The 16,693-nt window shown below is 32.4% G+C and carries 19 protein-coding genes; 17 read left to right on the top strand and 2 right to left on the bottom strand.

Going from position 1 to position 16,693, the window contains the following annotated elements:
- Positions 1 to 14 precede the first annotated feature (14 nt).
- The 16 genes from JCM14822_RS09425 (at position 15) to JCM14822_RS22540 (ending at position 14,450) form a co-directional block, all read left to right on the top strand.
- Complete coding sequence (locus JCM14822_RS09425; protein WP_054741808.1) at positions 15 to 791, top strand: hypothetical protein; 777 nt, start codon at positions 15 to 17, stop codon at positions 789 to 791.
- A gap of 395 nt (positions 792 to 1,186) precedes the next feature.
- Entirely contained in the window at positions 1,187 to 1,873 is a 687-nt protein-coding gene (locus tag JCM14822_RS09420) for a hypothetical protein (RefSeq protein WP_054741806.1), read from the top strand.
- The gene (acpS, locus tag JCM14822_RS09415) at positions 1,870 to 2,253 is read left to right on the top strand and encodes a holo-ACP synthase (protein ID WP_054741804.1); all 384 of its coding nucleotides are present in this window, start codon (positions 1,870 to 1,872) and stop codon (positions 2,251 to 2,253) included. The genes JCM14822_RS09420 and acpS overlap by 4 nt, the downstream gene beginning before the upstream one ends.
- Positions 2,250 to 2,966, top strand: a complete 717-nt coding sequence (locus tag JCM14822_RS09410) for an NAD(P)H-hydrate epimerase (protein ID WP_054741802.1) — start codon at positions 2,250 to 2,252, stop codon at positions 2,964 to 2,966. The genes acpS and JCM14822_RS09410 overlap by 4 nt, the downstream gene beginning before the upstream one ends.
- Entirely contained in the window at positions 2,947 to 3,816 is an 870-nt protein-coding gene (locus tag JCM14822_RS09405; protein ID WP_054741800.1) for an NAD(P)H-hydrate dehydratase, read from the top strand. The genes JCM14822_RS09410 and JCM14822_RS09405 overlap by 20 nt, the downstream gene beginning before the upstream one ends.
- Before the next feature lie 34 nt (positions 3,817 to 3,850).
- Entirely contained in the window at positions 3,851 to 4,300 is a 450-nt protein-coding gene (locus JCM14822_RS09400; protein ID WP_054741798.1) for a CBS domain-containing protein, read from the top strand.
- A gap of 14 nt (positions 4,301 to 4,314) precedes the next feature.
- Positions 4,315 to 4,902, top strand: coding sequence for a hypothetical protein (locus JCM14822_RS09395; protein WP_054741796.1), 588 nt, complete (start codon positions 4,315 to 4,317; stop codon positions 4,900 to 4,902).
- A gap of 27 nt (positions 4,903 to 4,929) precedes the next feature.
- Positions 4,930 to 6,057 (top strand): alanine racemase, encoded by a 1,128-nt coding sequence (gene alr / locus JCM14822_RS09390; protein ID WP_054741794.1) that lies wholly within the window; start codon positions 4,930 to 4,932, stop codon positions 6,055 to 6,057.
- 76 nt (positions 6,058 to 6,133) lie between these two features.
- Positions 6,134 to 6,400, top strand: a complete 267-nt coding sequence (locus JCM14822_RS09385; protein WP_054741792.1) for a hypothetical protein — start codon at positions 6,134 to 6,136, stop codon at positions 6,398 to 6,400.
- On the top strand, positions 6,391 to 6,738 hold the full coding sequence (locus JCM14822_RS09380; protein ID WP_054741790.1) for a type II toxin-antitoxin system PemK/MazF family toxin: 348 nt from the start codon (positions 6,391 to 6,393) through the stop codon (positions 6,736 to 6,738). Before JCM14822_RS09385 ends, JCM14822_RS09380 begins: the two co-directional genes overlap by 10 nt.
- A gap of 341 nt (positions 6,739 to 7,079) precedes the next feature.
- A complete protein-coding gene (locus tag JCM14822_RS09375; RefSeq protein WP_054741788.1) occupies positions 7,080 to 7,553 on the top strand; it encodes a hypothetical protein in 474 nt (157 codons plus the stop codon).
- 50 nt (positions 7,554 to 7,603) lie between these two features.
- On the top strand, positions 7,604 to 10,054 hold the full coding sequence (locus tag JCM14822_RS09370; protein ID WP_054741786.1) for an ATP-dependent Clp protease ATP-binding subunit: 2,451 nt from the start codon (positions 7,604 to 7,606) through the stop codon (positions 10,052 to 10,054).
- 93 nt (positions 10,055 to 10,147) lie between these two features.
- On the top strand, positions 10,148 to 10,564 hold the full coding sequence (locus JCM14822_RS09365; RefSeq protein WP_054741785.1) for a hypothetical protein: 417 nt from the start codon (positions 10,148 to 10,150) through the stop codon (positions 10,562 to 10,564).
- Positions 10,565 to 10,692: 128 nt separating this feature from the next.
- The gene (gene radA, locus JCM14822_RS09360) at positions 10,693 to 12,093 is read left to right on the top strand and encodes a DNA repair protein RadA (protein WP_054741784.1); all 1,401 of its coding nucleotides are present in this window, start codon (positions 10,693 to 10,695) and stop codon (positions 12,091 to 12,093) included.
- Positions 12,094 to 12,912: 819 nt separating this feature from the next.
- On the top strand, positions 12,913 to 13,599 hold the full coding sequence (locus JCM14822_RS22545; protein WP_278287198.1) for an AbgT family transporter: 687 nt from the start codon (positions 12,913 to 12,915) through the stop codon (positions 13,597 to 13,599).
- Entirely contained in the window at positions 13,575 to 14,450 is an 876-nt protein-coding gene (locus JCM14822_RS22540; RefSeq protein WP_278287197.1) for an AbgT family transporter, read from the top strand. The genes JCM14822_RS22545 and JCM14822_RS22540 overlap by 25 nt, the downstream gene beginning before the upstream one ends.
- A 77-nt stretch (positions 14,451 to 14,527) precedes the next feature.
- Here the strand turns inward: JCM14822_RS22540 and JCM14822_RS09350 are convergent, their stop codons facing one another.
- On the bottom strand, positions 14,528 to 15,004 hold the full coding sequence (locus tag JCM14822_RS09350; RefSeq protein ID WP_054741782.1) for an NUDIX domain-containing protein: 477 nt from the start codon (positions 15,002 to 15,004) through the stop codon (positions 14,528 to 14,530).
- A gap of 107 nt (positions 15,005 to 15,111) precedes the next feature.
- Positions 15,112 to 15,537, bottom strand: coding sequence for a nucleoside triphosphate pyrophosphohydrolase family protein (locus JCM14822_RS09345; protein WP_157047703.1), 426 nt, complete (start codon positions 15,535 to 15,537; stop codon positions 15,112 to 15,114).
- A 243-nt stretch (positions 15,538 to 15,780) separates the two neighbouring features.
- Here JCM14822_RS09345 and JCM14822_RS09340 point away from each other — a divergent pair, with 243 nt between their 5' ends.
- Positions 15,781 to 16,479, top strand: coding sequence for a M48 family metallopeptidase (locus tag JCM14822_RS09340; RefSeq protein ID WP_054741778.1), 699 nt, complete (start codon positions 15,781 to 15,783; stop codon positions 16,477 to 16,479).
- The last annotated feature ends 214 nt before the right edge of the window (positions 16,480 to 16,693 follow it).

Below are 16,693 nucleotides of genomic sequence, written 5' to 3'. Positions count from 1 at the left end.
ATAAAAGGGAGTCAATGGCTAATCATTTAGCTGGTCAAGGACCTGTTATTCAAATGCAAAGAAAGGCAATATTAGGTAGGATTTCGGACATAGTAGATTGGTTAGCTTACAAATGGGGAAAGTTAAAGAATATAAAATTAGAAGGAAGTGAAGAAGAAATAAAAGATAGTGAAGAAGAGAGAGATACAATTTTAGAGAAAATGTATCGTATATTAGGAAATGGTAAATGGGATTTTGCTATTAATGATGAGTGGATGCAAACAGGTCAAATAAGAGGGGGACAAGGGAGTAATTATTATAACTTGTTTAAGGAGATTGATACATTATTAGATGAACAAGGAAAGCAAGCTTTAAATGAATTATTAGGTAGATACGATAGCAATGATGAAAGGCTTAAAGTGTTATTTACAAATAATAGAGCACATAAATTAGGGAAGCAATATGCAAAGGTAGTAGAAAAGAAATTAAGTGAAGAGGAGGTAGAGCAAATATCTGAGAAAATGGATGAAATATATAAAGATGATCAAATGAATGAAATAGGAATAGATAAAGGAGGGATGTTTAAAATCTTATTACAAACTAATCAAAATTCAATAGATGAAGTGATAGGAGTAATAAATAAATATTCAGCTGAAAAGACAAAAGAAGAAACAGTGGTTTCATCTGATGAATATGAAGAATATAAAAAATTTATTAATAGTACTTATAAAGATAGTTTGTTTGAAGAAGGTAAAAATGCATTTATTTATTATGTGATAAAAGAACAATGGCAAAATACTAACTTTTTTTAACAAGACATATACAACCCAAAAACCTCTAGATATTTTTAGAGAAACAGTATCTAATGAGCAGAATAACAGTCAAGACTACGACATAATAAGAAAAAAATATGGGGTACCAACAATATTGACGCATGAGATACAGCTTTTAATTAATAGTGGTTATTATTTTATAAAGCATAAAAAAGGAATGCTTGCAGTAAAAGACAAAAAGGCAGCAGAAGCCTATTTGGCTAATAAAGCCCTTAAGAAGAGTATAACTGATCTAATAACCCCATAACTAGGGATGATAATCCATAAATTCAATTTTATAGTTTTGGTTGCCGAAAACATTATATATGCTTATAGTATAAAACACGCTATAATAATTAAGAGTCTTTAAGAGGCAATGGTTAAGGGGGCAGTGTATGTTTAGTTTTTTAAAGAAAAACAGAAAAGTTGTGATCCAAGATGAAATTGGAGATGACGTAAAAATATCAGACAAAAAAGTAGAGCTCAAAAAAGGCTATGTAAGGGAAGTTCTAGAGAATAAAAAATTGCCTATAGTACTTTTAGACCCATTGTGGTACACAGTAAAAGAGCAGATTAAAAGTAATATTATTACTGAAAATGAAAAGAAGCTTCAAGGATTACTTAAAGAGCAGGCACGTTTAAATACTGATTATAAAGAGTATGTTAAAGTGAAACAAAACTTCTTAAAACAGATTTTAGATCTAAGTGGACAGGTTCAAGATGAAAATAGTACAAAGAAAATAGAAGAGCTTAATAAGCTTCATCAAAGTACTTTGGAAGTGAATAATCGTTTAGAAGAGATTGAAAAACGTTTAGAAGAAGTGGATGAAGAGGTTATAGCAACAAATAATGCACTTGTTGAAGAGATGGTTGCAGTAGGATATGAATATATTGAGCTGCATCGTTTAAAAGAAATAAAGTTAGAAGCAGAAATAGCAGAGCTTAGAGAAGAAATGCTTCAAAAAACTAATGAAAAGAAACAAAGTGAAAAGTTTTTAAAAGATATTTATAACTATCTTCATAATATTGTAGGACAACAACAAATTGAAATTATTGATAAGACCCTAGGGGATACAAAATGATAGTAGGAATAGGTACAGATATTATAGAAATTAAACGCATAGAAAAAGCTGTAACAAAAACACCATCTTTTTTTAATAAGATTTTTACAGAAAAAGAAAGAGCCTATTTTAAAACAAAAAATAATCGTGCCGAAACAATAGCAGGTGTTTTTGCAGCTAAAGAAGCTGTAAGTAAAGCACTTGGGACAGGGTTTAGAAGCTTTGCACCAAGAGATATTGAAATTACACCGGACAAACTGGGAAAACCCCAAGTTTGTCTATTAGGGTGTGCAAAAAAGTTAGGCCAGCAAATAGGCATACAGAGAATATTAGTTAGTATTTCACATTGTCAAACTTATGCAGTAGCATATGCTTTAGCAGAAGGAGGAGAAGAAATATGAAATTAATGACACCTACACAGATGCGAAAAATAGATGAATTAGCTGTGGCTAGGTATAAGATACCTAGCCTTTTACTTATGGAGCAAGCTTCTTATCAGGTGTTCAAAGAGATAGAGGCAATGGACAGCAAATTAGAAGAAGTTGTGATTGTGTGTGGACCAGGAAATAATGGAGGAGATGGGTTATCTCTTGCAAGACAGCTTATGGTGTGGTCTAAGCGTAAAGTAACAGTAATGATGTTGACTAAAGTTGATAAACTTGCAGCAGATGGCAGGATATATTATGAAATAGCAGAGAGTATGCAAGCTAATCTAGTGCATATTACAAATGAAAATATAGAGGTCTCTAAGAAGTATCTTGAAAAGGGTGACATTATAGTAGATGCAATCTTTGGAACAGGTTTATCAAGAACTGTGGAAGGGCTATTTGCAGAAATTATAACCACTATAAATGAAGAAGAAGCGGTTAAAATTTGTGTCGATATTCCTTCAGGCATAGATGGGCTAACGGGAAAAGTACAAGGCATTGCTGTAAGAGGAGATGTAACTATTACTTTTGCAGCACTTAAACGAGGGCTTGTATTATATCCAGCAATAGATTATATAGGACAGTTAAAAGTTGTGCCAATTGGCATACCACAAGAGCTTATTAATGAGACACAAACAAAGTATTTTTCACTAGAAAAAAGAAGAAATGAAAGCAATAATGCCTAAACGTTTTACAAGAAGCAATAAAGGCAGCTATGGCCGCATAATTATTATAGGTGGGCAAAGAGGGATGTCAGGTGCGGTTACCTTGGCTAGCCAGGCAGCTATTAGGATCGGGAGTGGACTTGTAACAGCAGCAGTGCCAGAAAATATTCATGATATCATGGAGGTTAAACTTACAGAGGTTATGACGATTCCATTAAAAGCTGAGGAAGGGCATATTGCTAAGGAGGCTACAATGCAAATAGCATCTTTAATACCAAGTTATCAAAAAGTTGCAATAGGACCTGGACTTGGAAGAAGCCGAGCGGCTAAAGATGCAGTAGAAGAAGTTTTAAAAAGTGATCAGCCTTGTTTAATTGACGCTGATGGTTTGTATTACCTAAAAGATATGTTAGAAATCATAAGAAAAAGGAAAGCACCTACGATTTTGACACCACATCCTGGAGAAATGGCTAGGCTTATAGGATGCACTATTGAAGAAGTTTTAGAACGTCCTTTAGAAGTTTCTAGTGAATTTGCACAAAAAAATAAGGTTATTTTGGTTCTGAAAATAGAAAGAACAGTAATTGCAGATGAGTATGGTAACATATATATAAGTAGGAACGGGAATAATGGCATGGCAAAAGGAGGGAGTGGTGACGTCTTAACGGGAATAATAATAGGACTATGGGCACAGAACATAGAACCAATAGATGCCGCTAAATTGGGTGTTTATATACAATCAAGAGCTGGAGATTTATTAAGAAAGAAGAAAAATGAATATAGTATGCTACCTAGCGATATATATATAAAGGGCATAGATTTAGTCATTGAGGAATTTAATCTAAGAAACAAGTATAGTCTATTGAGATAAATGGTTAAGTATGAGTCACCTAGGAGGTGAAAAAATGCGTGCTAGAGATATCATGAAAAAGAATGTAATAGCAGTATCTGCAGAAGAACGTGTAAAAGATATCGTAAGCATACTACTACAAAATCATGTAAGCGGTGTGCCAGTTGTAGATCAAAATAGACAATTGGTAGGAATTGTAACTGAAAAGGATTTAATTACTAAAGAAAAAGGATTAAATATTTCATCATATCTAGAGTTTATCGTGAGTATATTATTTATAGATGGGGAAATACAGCATAAACATAAGTATAGACATTTGAATTACCTTACTGCAAGTGATATAATGTCATCACCGGTTTACGCAGTCCATGTGGATGCAACTATCGGTGAAATAGCATCAATTATGGTTAATCGAAGAATTAATCGTATACCTGTTATTAATGAAAAAAATCAACTTGTAGGTATTATAGGTAGAAGTGACTTACTTCCAACACTTATTAAATAATAGGGGGAAGGAAAGTGAGAGAACAAAGGATTGTCTTATTTACTTTTTTATTACTTTTATCGGTTGTGTTTTATGGCTGTCAAAAAGAAGGTGGCAATGCATCAGATGATGTAAATTTAGTGCTTAGTAAGATGAAGTACTATGAAGTAGATGCTACGGTTACATTTTTGAAAGACACACAACCTAATGTAATAAAAATGAAGCAGAAAGCCCAAGTAGGCGGATCATATACTATGATCATTGAAAGCCCTGAGCGTCTTAAGGGATACCAAGTAAGTTATGAAAACAATGAAGTAATAGAATATAATCCAATTACAAAGACGAGTTCAAAAGGTAAAGTGTTAACGGCAAGAAACGAAATACTTCTGGGAAACTTTATCAAACATTATTTAGAAGAAAGTGAATCCAAGTGTGAGAAGGCAACTTTAGATAATGTAAAAGCAATCTGTTTTGAGACAATAATACCAGGAGACTATAAATATATGGCAAGTGAAAAGTTGTGGTTTGATGAAAACAAGAAAGCACCCATTAAAATGGAAGTTATTGGCGTAGATGGCAGTACATCCATACTTATTGAATTTGAAAGTTTTAAATATAACTAATGAAGAGGGAAAACCAAGGAGGAGAATATGGAATCTCTTAGACCACGTGTAGTTGCAGAAGTCAGTGTTTCAGCAATTAAACATAATTACAAAGAAATTAGAAAGCATATACCTAAATATACAGAAATGATGGCAATTATTAAGGCAGATGCCTACGGGCATGGCGCACTACAAATTGCAAAGATTTTGCAAGAAGAAGGTGTAAATAGATTTGCTGTTGCAATTGCTAAAGAAGGTGAAGAACTTAGAAATAATGGGATTACCTCACCAATACTCGTATTAGGATATACACCAAGAGCTGATATTAAAACTTTAATTGAAAATGATTTAACACAAACAGTATTTTCTTATGACATGGCCAAATATATATCAGATGAGGTAGCTAAGTTAAATAAGACAGTTAATGTGCATATTAAGGTAGATACAGGAATGGGACGTATTGGTTTCTTATCTAATCCGCAAAGTATAGAAGAAGTACAGAAAATTTCAAAGCTGCCTCATATTAATATGGAAGGAATCTTTACACACTTTTCGACAGCCGATGAAGAAGATGTAAGTTATACAAAAGAGCAGTGGAGCATATTTGAAGGATTTTTAAAAGAGTTACATGAAGTAGGTATAGATTTACCTGTAATACATGCGGCAAATAGTGCAGCTATTATGTGTCACAATTATGCGGACCTTAATGTAGTAAGGCCCGGCATTATCTTGTACGGCTATTATCCATCTTCTTATTTAGAAAGAAAAGTATTAGACTTACAACCAGCCATGACACTTAAATCACAAGTTGTACATGTAAAAGAACTTCCAGAAGGTAATTATGTAGGTTATGGCAGAAAGTATTATACCCATCAAAAAACAAAGATAGCTACTATTCCAATTGGTTATGCAGATGGTTACTCTAGAAGACTAAGCAATAAAGGGAGAGTCCTTATTCGTGGTCAGTATGCACCAATAGTAGGAAATATTTGTATGGACCAATTCATGGTAGATGTAAGCCATATTAAAGATGTGAGAGTAGAAGACGAAGTTGTTATATTTGGAACTCAAGGAGATAATAGCATTCCGATAGAAGAAATAGCTGATATTCTAGGAACCATTAATTATGAGATAATGTGCATGATAGGAAAGCGTGTTCCACGTATTTATGTGTAAATAAAAATCTAATAACATCGTATAAATTAATAAGAAAATGGCAAAAATGAAAATAGCTAGTTAGGAGTAAATCACGATGTTAGTGGGGAGTGATTTGCAAATGGCGAAGTCAAGAAGTGATTATAGCAAAAATGAATCCAAGATGATGCAAAATCATCTCGTGCATTCCAATAGAAACAAAGAGAAAGTCCCCTATGATGGATATGCATTTGATACGATGAAAAGGGGCTATAAAGAAATGGCGGCTATTAATTTGGCTCTCTCTAATTTTTGCTTTCAAGCAGAAAGTGAGGTTCAGTCTTATTACGATCGCATAGCGGAGTGTGAGGAAAAGTGCAAGTAAAACGTGGAGATATATTTTATGCAGATTTAAGTCCTGTTATAGGGTCAGAGCAAGGCGGGATTAGACCTGTACTTGTCGTACAAAATGATGTTGGTAATAAATTTAGTCCTACTGTAATTTGTGCAGCAATCACTTCAAAGATAAATAAAGCCAAGCTTCCTACGCATGTGGAAATTGATGCAGCAGAATATGAGCTAGTTAAAAATTCTGTTATACTCCTAGAGCAAATCAGGACGATCGATAAAAAAAGACTTAAAGAAAAAATTTGCCATTTAGATGAAGAGCTTATGGCTCAAGTTGATAAGGGGATAAAAGTTAGTTTTGCACTAAATACATAGTCAATGTATCGGAGACTTATTTTGAAGTCTCCTTTTTTTGTGTTTATAAATATTGAAAGTAAAATGTATTAATCATAGTATTTTTGTTTAAAATATCAAATAAGTGTGATAAAATAAAAAGAAAAATTAAGGATACAGCAGTTTGATTGCTATCTTAATAGTAACTTTATTTTTTCCCAATATAATAACTATAACCAAACATTATTCTATTAAATAAAAACATTATTACACAATAAGGTACTAGTTATAAGCAATATGAGCATATATTTAATAGAGGATAAATATATAGACTAGAAGTAATGTAATTAAAATAGAGAAAACAATATTTGGGAGGTATAAAAATGGCAGACATTTTTAGCAAGTTAGGAGATAGTATTAAAACAACAATTAAACAAGCAGTAGGTCAGACACAAAAATCAGTTGATCAAGCCAGTATTAGAACTGATTTACTTACTAAAAAGAGTGAACTTAAAAAGTTATATCAGGCACTAGGAGAAAGTCACTACAAAGCATATGCAATGGGTGAGACAGATGAAACTCAGGGTGCCATTTATGAAAAGATTACAGAGCTTGTAAAAGATATAGCAGAAGCAGAAAAGAGATTAGAGGATATTGTAACAACTCAAAAAACAAGTTTTAGTACTTTTAAAGAAGATGTAAAAACCACTTGGAATGAGCCAACAGTAGGTGCGCAGAAAAATGAGGAAGAAACTCAAAATGATAATGTAAAAGTGATGAAAGTATGTCCCGTATGTAATACAGGTAATAATATTCACGCAGCATATTGCATTCACTGTGGTAATAAATTTGAGTAGTACAAAATCAAGACTTGAGATGAGACCTCTAGGATAGGAGATGAGCATATATGGAAATTAAATTTACACCACAAGCACAAGTTGCTATTGAATATGCAGAACAGGTTATGACAGAGTTTAGACATGGATATTTAGGAACAGAACATTTATTAGTAGGATTAATTCATTCTCCTAATTCAGTTTCTAAAAAAGCCTTGGAGAATTGTGGTATAGTCGAAGAAGACATTTTAGCTAAAATCAAAGAAGTTATAGGAGTGGGCGTGGTTAATCTCGCCCTTCCTAAAGACTTTACACCTAGAGTGAAAAGAATCTTTGAGATGAGTGCACAATTTACAAAAGAACTTGGAACAGATGGCATAGGAACAGAATATTTACTTATTAGCATGTTAAGAGAAAAAAATTGTGTTGCAGTAAGATTACTAGAAACATTAGGTGTGAATACAAATAAATTATTAAGTTCTTTAATGGAAGTGTTAACTGGCGGTAATCAAAAAACAGAAATTAATTTTACTACTGTAAAAGATACCAATAAAAAAGTAAAATCTACAACACCTACATTAGATAAATATAGTAGAGATTTAACACAGCTTGCAAAAGATGAGAAATTTGACCCTATTATAGGAAGAGAAGCAGAAATTGAACGTGTGATTCAAATTCTTTCCCGAAGAACGAAAAATAACCCATGTCTTGTAGGAGAACCAGGGGTTGGTAAAACAGCAGTTGTAGAAGGACTAGCTCAAAAAATTATTAGTGGGAATATACCAGATTTATTAAAAGATAAACGTGTAGTATCACTAGATTTATCAACTATGATTTCAGGTACTAAATATCGTGGCGAATTTGAAGAACGTATTAATAAAGTACTTGAAGAAGTAAGAACAGTAGGAGATGTTATTCTCTTTATTGATGAGCTTCATACAATTATAGGTGCAGGAGCAGCAGAAGGGGCTATGGATGCTTCTAATATTTTAAAACCTTCTTTAGCAAGAGGAGAAATTCAACTTGTAGGTGCCACTACGCTTGATGAATATCGTAAGCATATTGAAAAAGATGCGGCTTTAGAAAGACGTTTCCAACCAGTACAAGTAGAAGAACCTACAACAGAAGAAACACTAGAGATTTTAAAAGGAATCAAAGATAAATATGAAGTACATCATCAAGTACAAATTACAGAAGAAACACTTAAAGCAGCAGTTAAGCTTTCAAGTAGATATATTGCAGATCGTTACTTACCAGATAAGGCCATTGATCTTATAGATGAAGCAGCATCTAAAGTAAGATTACGTGCATATAGTTCACCAGCTAATGTAAAAGTTTTAGAAGATAAACTTGCTAAGTTAGCTAAAGCAAAAGAAGAGGCTATTATTAGTGAGGAATATGAAAAAGCTGCTGAGATTAAACAAGAAGAAAATGAAGTTAAAGAACAAATCGCAAGTGTAAAAGTAGAATGGGATACTAAGCACACTAAAAATAATCAAATCGTTACAGAGGAAGATGTGGCAGACATCGTAAGCAGTTGGACACATATTCCAGTAAAACGTTTAGCAGAAGAAGAATCAGAACGTCTTCGTAATATGGAAAATATCTTACACGAACGTGTAATAGGCCAAGAAGAAGCTATCAAAGCTGTATCTAAGGCTGTAAGAAGGGGTAGAGTAGGATTAAAAGATCCTAATAGACCAATTGGTTCATTTATTTTCTTAGGGCCAACAGGTGTAGGTAAGACAGAACTTACAAAAGCCTTAGCAGAAGCTATGTTTGGTGATGAAAATGCAATGATTCGTGTAGATATGTCTGAATATATGGAGAAACATACGGTTTCTAAGATGATTGGATCCCCTCCAGGATATGTTGGATATGATGAAGGTGGACAAGTTACTGAAAAAGTAAGACGTAAACCTTATAGTGTAGTATTATTTGATGAAATTGAAAAAGCACATGGTGATGTATTTAATATTTTACTTCAAATTTTAGATGATGGACATATTACAGATTCTAAAGGGCGCCGCATAGATTTTAAAAATACAATTATTATTATGACTTCTAATATAGGGGCAAGAAATATTGTTGAGCCAAAACGTGTAGGATTTGTATCTATGGAAGATGCCAAGAAGTCATATGAAGATATGAAGAAGAATGTAATGGAAGAAGTAAAACGTACATTTAAACCAGAGTTCTTAAATCGTATTGATGAAACAATTGTATTCCATCCACTTTCAACAGAAAATATTAGAGCAATTGCAAGCATTATGATTAATAAACTGATTACACGCATTAGCAAAAATGTAGGTATTGAAATTGAACTTAACAAAGAAACTTTAGATTTCTTAGCTGATGAGGGGTATGATAAAGCTTATGGTGCAAGACCACTTAGAAGAACAATTCAAACTTATATTGAAGATAAGCTTTCAGATGAAATCTTAGCAGGTAATTTGCGTGAAGGTGACAAGGTAATTGTGGGCATCAAAGATAAAGAATGTGTATTTAATAAACAAAACTAAAAAATAACAAAAATGTATACTTCTTTTAGTGAATCATGTATAATAAAGTAATAATACATTATTAAAGAGAGAAAAGCATTGGAGGATTTAGCAATGGCTGTTGTAAATGAAATTATTAGGGTAGAAGAAAATGGGGCACTTAGCTTTGGAAACTATGAACTTCAATCAAAAACTAAAGTTGAAAACTTTGAGGTAGAAGGAAGGTTATACAAAGCGAAGACTTTTTACGAAGTAACTAAACTTAAAAGAGATGGTGCGCTTGTATATGAATCATTACCAGGTACAACTGTTCATGATTTTAAAATAACAGATCAAGAAGTAAGTTTTAATGTAGAAGGAAATGAAAGTTCACAAATTACATTAGAATTAGAAACTAATACAGAGTACAAACTTATGATTGACGATATGACAGTTGGAAATGTTAAATCTAATTTATCAGGAAAAGTAAGTTTCAATGTAGAGTGCGGTCAAAGAGCACAAGAAGTAATCTTAAAGAAAGTAATGAAATAAATAAAGAGACTACCTAAAGAATTCTTTAGGTAGTCTCTTTATTTGGTATCAAAAATAGCAAAGTTGGTATATACTAAGAAAAGCTTATTAATATAAATATAAAAACAAATAGAATAGGAAAGAGAAAAATGGCAAAACCAAAACAAATATATGTATGTACAAGTTGTGGACAAGTATATTCAAAATGGCAAGGGAAATGTGATGGCTGTAAAGAATGGAATACAATTATTGAACAAGCACCAGAACAAGTAAGAAAAGTTGGTGGTTCTCGTGTTGTAAAAGGAAATATTGCAACTAAAAGACTTGTAGATGTTTCAGGGAGTACTTCAGAACGTATTATTACAAACATTAGTGAGTTTAACCGTGTAATGGGTGGCGGAATTGTAAAAGATTCTATGACGATTATTACAGCAAGACCAGGAGCAGGAAAATCTACATTATTACTTCAAGTGGCACAGGATATAGCAAGCCAAGGGTTAAATGTATTATATGCTTCAGGGGAAGAAAGTGAAGGACAAATTAAAAATCGTGCAGAACGTATATTAGATTCTGTACATCCTAATATTTGGATTCACTCTGATGTAAGTATGAATAATGTATTAGCTGTGATTGAAGAAATCGATGCAGATTTAATCATTGTAGATAGTATCCAAACATTTATTATGGAAGAACATAGTTCAAGACCAGGTAGTCCTGTGCAAACTATGGAATGCGCCAATGCTTTATTACATGTTGCCAAAGGAAGTAAAAAACCAAGAGCTGTTATTGTAGTAGGGCAAATGACCAAAGATGATGAAATTGCAGGGGTAAGAGCCCTTGAACACTTAGTAGATGCTGTACTGATTATAGAAGGAGAAAGTGGTGAAGAGCTTAGAGGTATTATTGCATCTAAAAATCGTTTTGGTTCTACAGGAGAGGCCGCATTTTTTGCTATGACGGAAAAAGGGATGGAACCAATTGAAAACCCTTCTGAATATTTTATGACAGATAGGGAAGAAGATGACAAAGTATCAGGCTGTGCTTTGACCGTTGTAAGAGAAGGAACAAGACCGATTATTGTAGAGGTAGAAAGTTTAGTAAGCACTTCATTTACTCCATATCCTTCAAGAATTAGTGAAAATATTAAACGAGAACAGCTTAATACACTTATCTCGATATTAGAACAACGTGGAAAGATTCAATTATATGATAAAAATGTAGTTGTAAAGACTACAGGTGGTTTGAAGTTAAAAGAACAAGCAGCCAACTTAGCTATTATTATGAGTGTTGTATCTTCTGAAAAAGGTAAGAGCATTCCAAATAGTACACTATTTATAGCGGATATTGGTTTGACGGGAGAATTAAAAAGAGTGCCAACTTTAGAAGCTAGACTTCGAGAAGCGGATCGTATGGGTTATCAAAAAGCTTATGTAGCGAGAAAGTCAATTCAACGTGATTTAAAATTAAAAAACCTGCAAATTATAGAGAAGAATACATTAAGTGAAGTAATTTGGAGTGTGTTTGAGGAAGACAAAAATATTCCTTTCTAGGAAGAATTCTAACAATTAATTAGTTAATGAACAAAAGGGGTTATTGAAATATATATTACGATATTTCAATAACCCCTTTTGTTTTTATCTATATATAAAGAAAAAATTAAAAAAACTTCCTTATATATAGTGAGAGATTAGTATTCAATTGTAATTGCATTAACAGGACAATAGTCTGCAACTTCAGTAGCAGTTTCTATCATAGTTTCAGTGATTATATTAGAAGTACTTTGTGCAAGACTATCTTTACACATGAAAACACAAAGTCTGTATCCAATACAAATATTTTAGTTTACTATAGCTTTTATAGCAATTAGTCTTGGTTTGAAAAAAATATTAAATGAAAATATTCTTTTAAATAGTTCGAGTAATAAAGACAAATATACAATTAAAAAATACATCAAATTATTTAACTATGCGATATTAAAGATAACATAAAAAGTAGCGTGTTACCATAAAAGAAGTGAGGATGAAATAGGGAAAATGTAGTAACGGAATACATAAAAATGTAAAATATGCAGGAATGATTGGGGTAAATTGCGAATTTCACTATAGGTTAGATAATTATAGAAGGAAAATCAGAGAATAAAATAAGAGAATTACTATGAAAGACAAAGGATGCGCTGATTTTATGAATATCTGAAATAACAGTCGTAATAATTTTTTTGCAAAACAAAGCTTGCAAAATAAAAAACTTGTTGTTATAATGAGAACCAGTTAAAAACTTAACATAATAAAATAGTGTTTATATGCGAGATAGAAATAAGCGATATAAAAGATATGTAAATACTCATGTTAGAATCAACGAGGAGGAAAGTTATGAAAAGCAAAGATAAAAACAAACAATCTTTGATTGAAAGAATTGGTAAAAATATTCCAGATCCTGTTATTATCTTTATAGGATTATATGTGATTACAATGTTTATCACTTTAGTTTTAGGTGGTAAAGAGTTTAGCACATTAGCAGCTGATGGTAGTGCAATCAGTTATCAAATCAAAAACATGTTTAGTTCAGAGAACATTAGATGGATTTTTGATAATGCACTTACAACAAACTGGTTACAATACGGTGGAGGGGTTCTCGGGACAATTCTCGTAGTAATGTTAGGGGTAGGACTTGCAGAAGAGTCAGGGCTTCTTTCAACACTTATTAAAAAAGTAGGACTTAAAGTATCAGACAAATTCTTACCATATGTACTTGTATTTTTAGGGATTATGAGTAGTATCGCAACAGATGCTGGGTACGTTATTCTTATTCCACTTGCAGGACTTTTATATGCAGGTCTTAAGAAAAATCCATTAATCGGTATGGCAGCAGCATTCGCGGGGGTATCTGCTGGTTTCAGTGCGAACTTACTTCCAGCTACACCAGTAGACGTTATTCTTGGTACAAATGCGAAGGCGTTTGCTGAAGCACAAGGTGTACCATTGTTAATGCAGCAGGAACTGCACTTAATGCATCAACAATGCACTATTATTTCGTGGCAATTTCAACATTCATCTTAACACTTGTAGGTGGATTTGTTACAAGTAGAATTATTAAACCAAAACTTGAAAAACAAGAATATATTATTCCAGCTGATATGAATTTTGATGATTTCACAGTAAAACCAGAAGAGGATAAAGCTCTTGCTTGGGCTGGAATTGGTCTTTTAGTAGCAACAGCTATCGTAGTAGTACTTGGTATGGGACCTCTTGCTTCATATGTAAGTGAAGAAGGGAAAAAAGTAACACCATTCCTTAACAACATTATCTTAATTATTACATTCTTATTCTTTGTACCAGGTTTATTCTATGGTGTAAAAGTTGGTATGTTCAAAAAAGCAGATGACGTTGTTAAAGCAATGTCTAAATCCATGAGTTCAATGGGAGCTGTAATTGTACTTACATTCTTCTCATACAACTTCTTAGCACTTTTAAGCCAATCACAACTTGGCACATATATTACTTACTTAGGTGCAACAGCACTTCAAAGCATGGGACTTTCAGATTATCCAATCTTACTTATCATTGGATTTATTATTGTAACAGCAATCATCAATTTATTCGTTGGTGGTATGACATCTAAATGGATGTTACTTGGACCAATCTTTGTACCAATGTTATATCAAGTAAATAATCATATGACACCAGATATCGTAGCAGCTGCATATAGAGTAGCTGACTCATCAACTAATATTATTACACCACTTATGTCATATGCAGGTTTAATATTAGTATTTATGAGAAAATACAAACCAGAATACTCAGTAGGTGATTTAGTAAGCTTAATGTTCCCTTACTCAATTACATTCTTAGTAATTTGGTCAACAGCATTAATCGGATTCTTTACATTTGGACTTTCATTAGGATTCTAAATGTTAAAAGCAGACAACACATATGTTGTCTGCTTTTTTATAAAAAAGCCACTTAAAACAAGCGTTTGGAACTTGTTTTAAGTGGTTAATTGACCTCGTTGATAAATTTCGTGTCCTATAAAGTTATCTTTTAAATCTATCCAAAATTGTTCTTTGAATACAGGTGGATAAATTGGAATGTGAGAAGCCTTTAAATCGCTTTCAGAAATGAAACGACAATTTATAATAAACTGTTGTTCTATTTCAGGATCCATACCAGGCTTTAAGTTTTCGATGTCATCTACTTGAGTAAGAAAGAAAAGACCTAAATGATGTGTGTTGATTTTATAATCTACATATTCACTGACATAAATTAGACGGATAGGACGACAGTGAATATTGCACTCTTCTTCAACTTCGCGGACGATTGTATCAATTACACTTTCTTCACCTTCCATGCCTCCACCAGGAAGAGTCCACCATTCAAAATGAGTTACAGGATCTTTCAGTTGTAGAACAAGTAATTCTTTCTTTTCGTTTAGAATGATTGCGGCAGCTCTTGGTCGTAGATTCATATAAGCCTCCTAGATTTTTCATTTGTAATATGAAATGATTATAACATATATTATTAAGTAGATTGTGTGAAATAATAGATTCTTATCCATTATAATAATAGGAGGTATTAACGCAATGAATATTCTCCTAATAGAGAAGTACGATATTTTTCATCTTCAAGTACTTTATCGAGTGGAATGTTAAATGTATTTGCAATGGCGCCTAAATAAAAAAGTACACGCCCCATTTCTTTCGAGATGAGTTCTTCACAAGATGGACATAGCTTACCGTTAACATGTGAACTAAGTAAAGTTCGTAGTTCGCCTAAAGAAACTTCATCATTAATGAAATAAGGTTGCTTAGAAGCATTGATTGTAATACAGCCACAGGTTGTTGATGCTTTAGAAATGTTACGACAAAGGTGTGTACAGGCATCCTGAAGTTTAGTTGTTTGATCGAGGATACTTTTGTTGCGGATTAGAACTGTACTTATAAAAACTTGGAAATCTTGTAGTTCGCTATTATTATCTGGCATTGTAATCTCCTTTCTCATATTAAAATATCTTCTATTATAGGATATTTTTGGAGTTTTATATATTATAACATATTAGAATAGTGTGATAAATATATAAAATTACTATTGATGTAAATAAAAATCTAGAAATAATGGAATAATAAATTATATTTCGTTGCATATATGTGAACTTAGATATGTACAAAATTGTTGGGATTTGATATAATAAACAATGTTTGTTCTTAGAATTAAACATGGATTAAAAAATGAAGGGGTACTAAAATGAAACTACACTTTGATTACAAAGGCACCAAAATAACCTATGAGCTAACCTATAAAAAAACTAGAGCAATCTCCATTAATATTGATGCTGATGGAAAAGTTAGTGTAATGGCTCCAATAGGGACACCAGTATTTGCTGTAATGGATAAAGTAAAAGGACATGCTCCTTGGATTGCTAATGAACTTGCAAAGAATGCAGTAGAACTTAAAAGAGTAGAAGAAGTTAAATTATTAGACCAATACACTTATGTAGGTAAGAATTATGGTTTAGAAATTATTGAAGTAGCAGAAGGACCTATTAAGGTAAAAATGGCAAGAGGTAAATTTGTTGTAGAAACAAACACAAATGACAAAGCTGAAATTAGAAATGCTATTATTGAATGGTACAAAGGCAAAGTTGAGGCTAAAATCAAGGAAAGATTAAAAGCTTATAGTGAACAATTTGAAAAAGTACCAAAAGAAATTACAGTAGCAGATGATTCAAATGTATTCTTCCGTGCTAATAGTAATAATATCTTTGCAAATGTAAGATTAGGTATGGTAACTGCAGATGTAATGGATTACGTTATTGTAAGTAGTTTATGCTACATTAATAATGAAGATAAAGAAGCTGCAACTAAGAAGTTAGAAAAAGTTCTTCCAAACTACAGAAAGAGTGCAGAATGGATCCAAGAAAATAAAAATCAATTAAGCTTATAAAATGTGTTGACAAATAGTGATACAATCTAGTATAATTCTTTGAGTCAGCACATTACTGGGCTGATGAAGGGAAATAATTACTTGACAAGTATCAAGCGATTTGATATACTAGTCAAGTATTGTACTTTGAAAACTGAACACAATAATGATAGATTTTAGTGAATCGTATTAAACATAATTTGTATTAACGATTTGTGCCTAACGATAAATGTAT

The sequence above is a fragment of the Cellulosilyticum ruminicola JCM 14822 genome (assembly GCF_001311925.1).
Taxonomy (GTDB): Bacteria; Bacillota; Clostridia; order Lachnospirales; family Cellulosilyticaceae; genus Cellulosilyticum; species Cellulosilyticum ruminicola.
Note: the sequence above shows the minus strand (reverse complement) of the source record. Positions and strands in the feature narration are given on the sequence as shown.

Coding starts and splice junctions, on each gene's coding strand:
- JCM14822_RS09425 (WP_054741808.1), top strand. CDS start 15: ATGGCTAATCATTTAGCTGGTCAAGGACCTGTTATTCAAATGCAAAGA.
- JCM14822_RS09420 (WP_054741806.1), top strand. CDS start 1,187: ATGTTTAGTTTTTTAAAGAAAAACAGAAAAGTTGTGATCCAAGATGAA.
- acpS (WP_054741804.1), top strand. CDS start 1,870: ATGATAGTAGGAATAGGTACAGATATTATAGAAATTAAACGCATAGAA.
- JCM14822_RS09410 (WP_054741802.1), top strand. CDS start 2,250: ATGAAATTAATGACACCTACACAGATGCGAAAAATAGATGAATTAGCT.
- JCM14822_RS09405 (WP_054741800.1), top strand. CDS start 2,947: ATGAAAGCAATAATGCCTAAACGTTTTACAAGAAGCAATAAAGGCAGC.
- JCM14822_RS09400 (WP_054741798.1), top strand. CDS start 3,851: ATGCGTGCTAGAGATATCATGAAAAAGAATGTAATAGCAGTATCTGCA.
- alr (WP_054741794.1), top strand. CDS start 4,930: ATGGAATCTCTTAGACCACGTGTAGTTGCAGAAGTCAGTGTTTCAGCA.
- JCM14822_RS09385 (WP_054741792.1), top strand. CDS start 6,134: ATGTTAGTGGGGAGTGATTTGCAAATGGCGAAGTCAAGAAGTGATTAT.
- JCM14822_RS09375 (WP_054741788.1), top strand. CDS start 7,080: ATGGCAGACATTTTTAGCAAGTTAGGAGATAGTATTAAAACAACAATT.
- JCM14822_RS09370 (WP_054741786.1), top strand. CDS start 7,604: ATGGAAATTAAATTTACACCACAAGCACAAGTTGCTATTGAATATGCA.
- JCM14822_RS09365 (WP_054741785.1), top strand. CDS start 10,148: ATGGCTGTTGTAAATGAAATTATTAGGGTAGAAGAAAATGGGGCACTT.
- radA (WP_054741784.1), top strand. CDS start 10,693: ATGGCAAAACCAAAACAAATATATGTATGTACAAGTTGTGGACAAGTA.
- JCM14822_RS22545 (WP_278287198.1), top strand. CDS start 12,913: ATGAAAAGCAAAGATAAAAACAAACAATCTTTGATTGAAAGAATTGGT.
- JCM14822_RS09350 (WP_054741782.1), bottom strand. CDS start 15,004: ATGAATCTACGACCAAGAGCTGCCGCAATCATTCTAAACGAAAAGAAA.
- JCM14822_RS09345 (WP_157047703.1), bottom strand. CDS start 15,537: ATGAGAAAGGAGATTACAATGCCAGATAATAATAGCGAACTACAAGAT.
- JCM14822_RS09340 (WP_054741778.1), top strand. CDS start 15,781: ATGAAACTACACTTTGATTACAAAGGCACCAAAATAACCTATGAGCTA.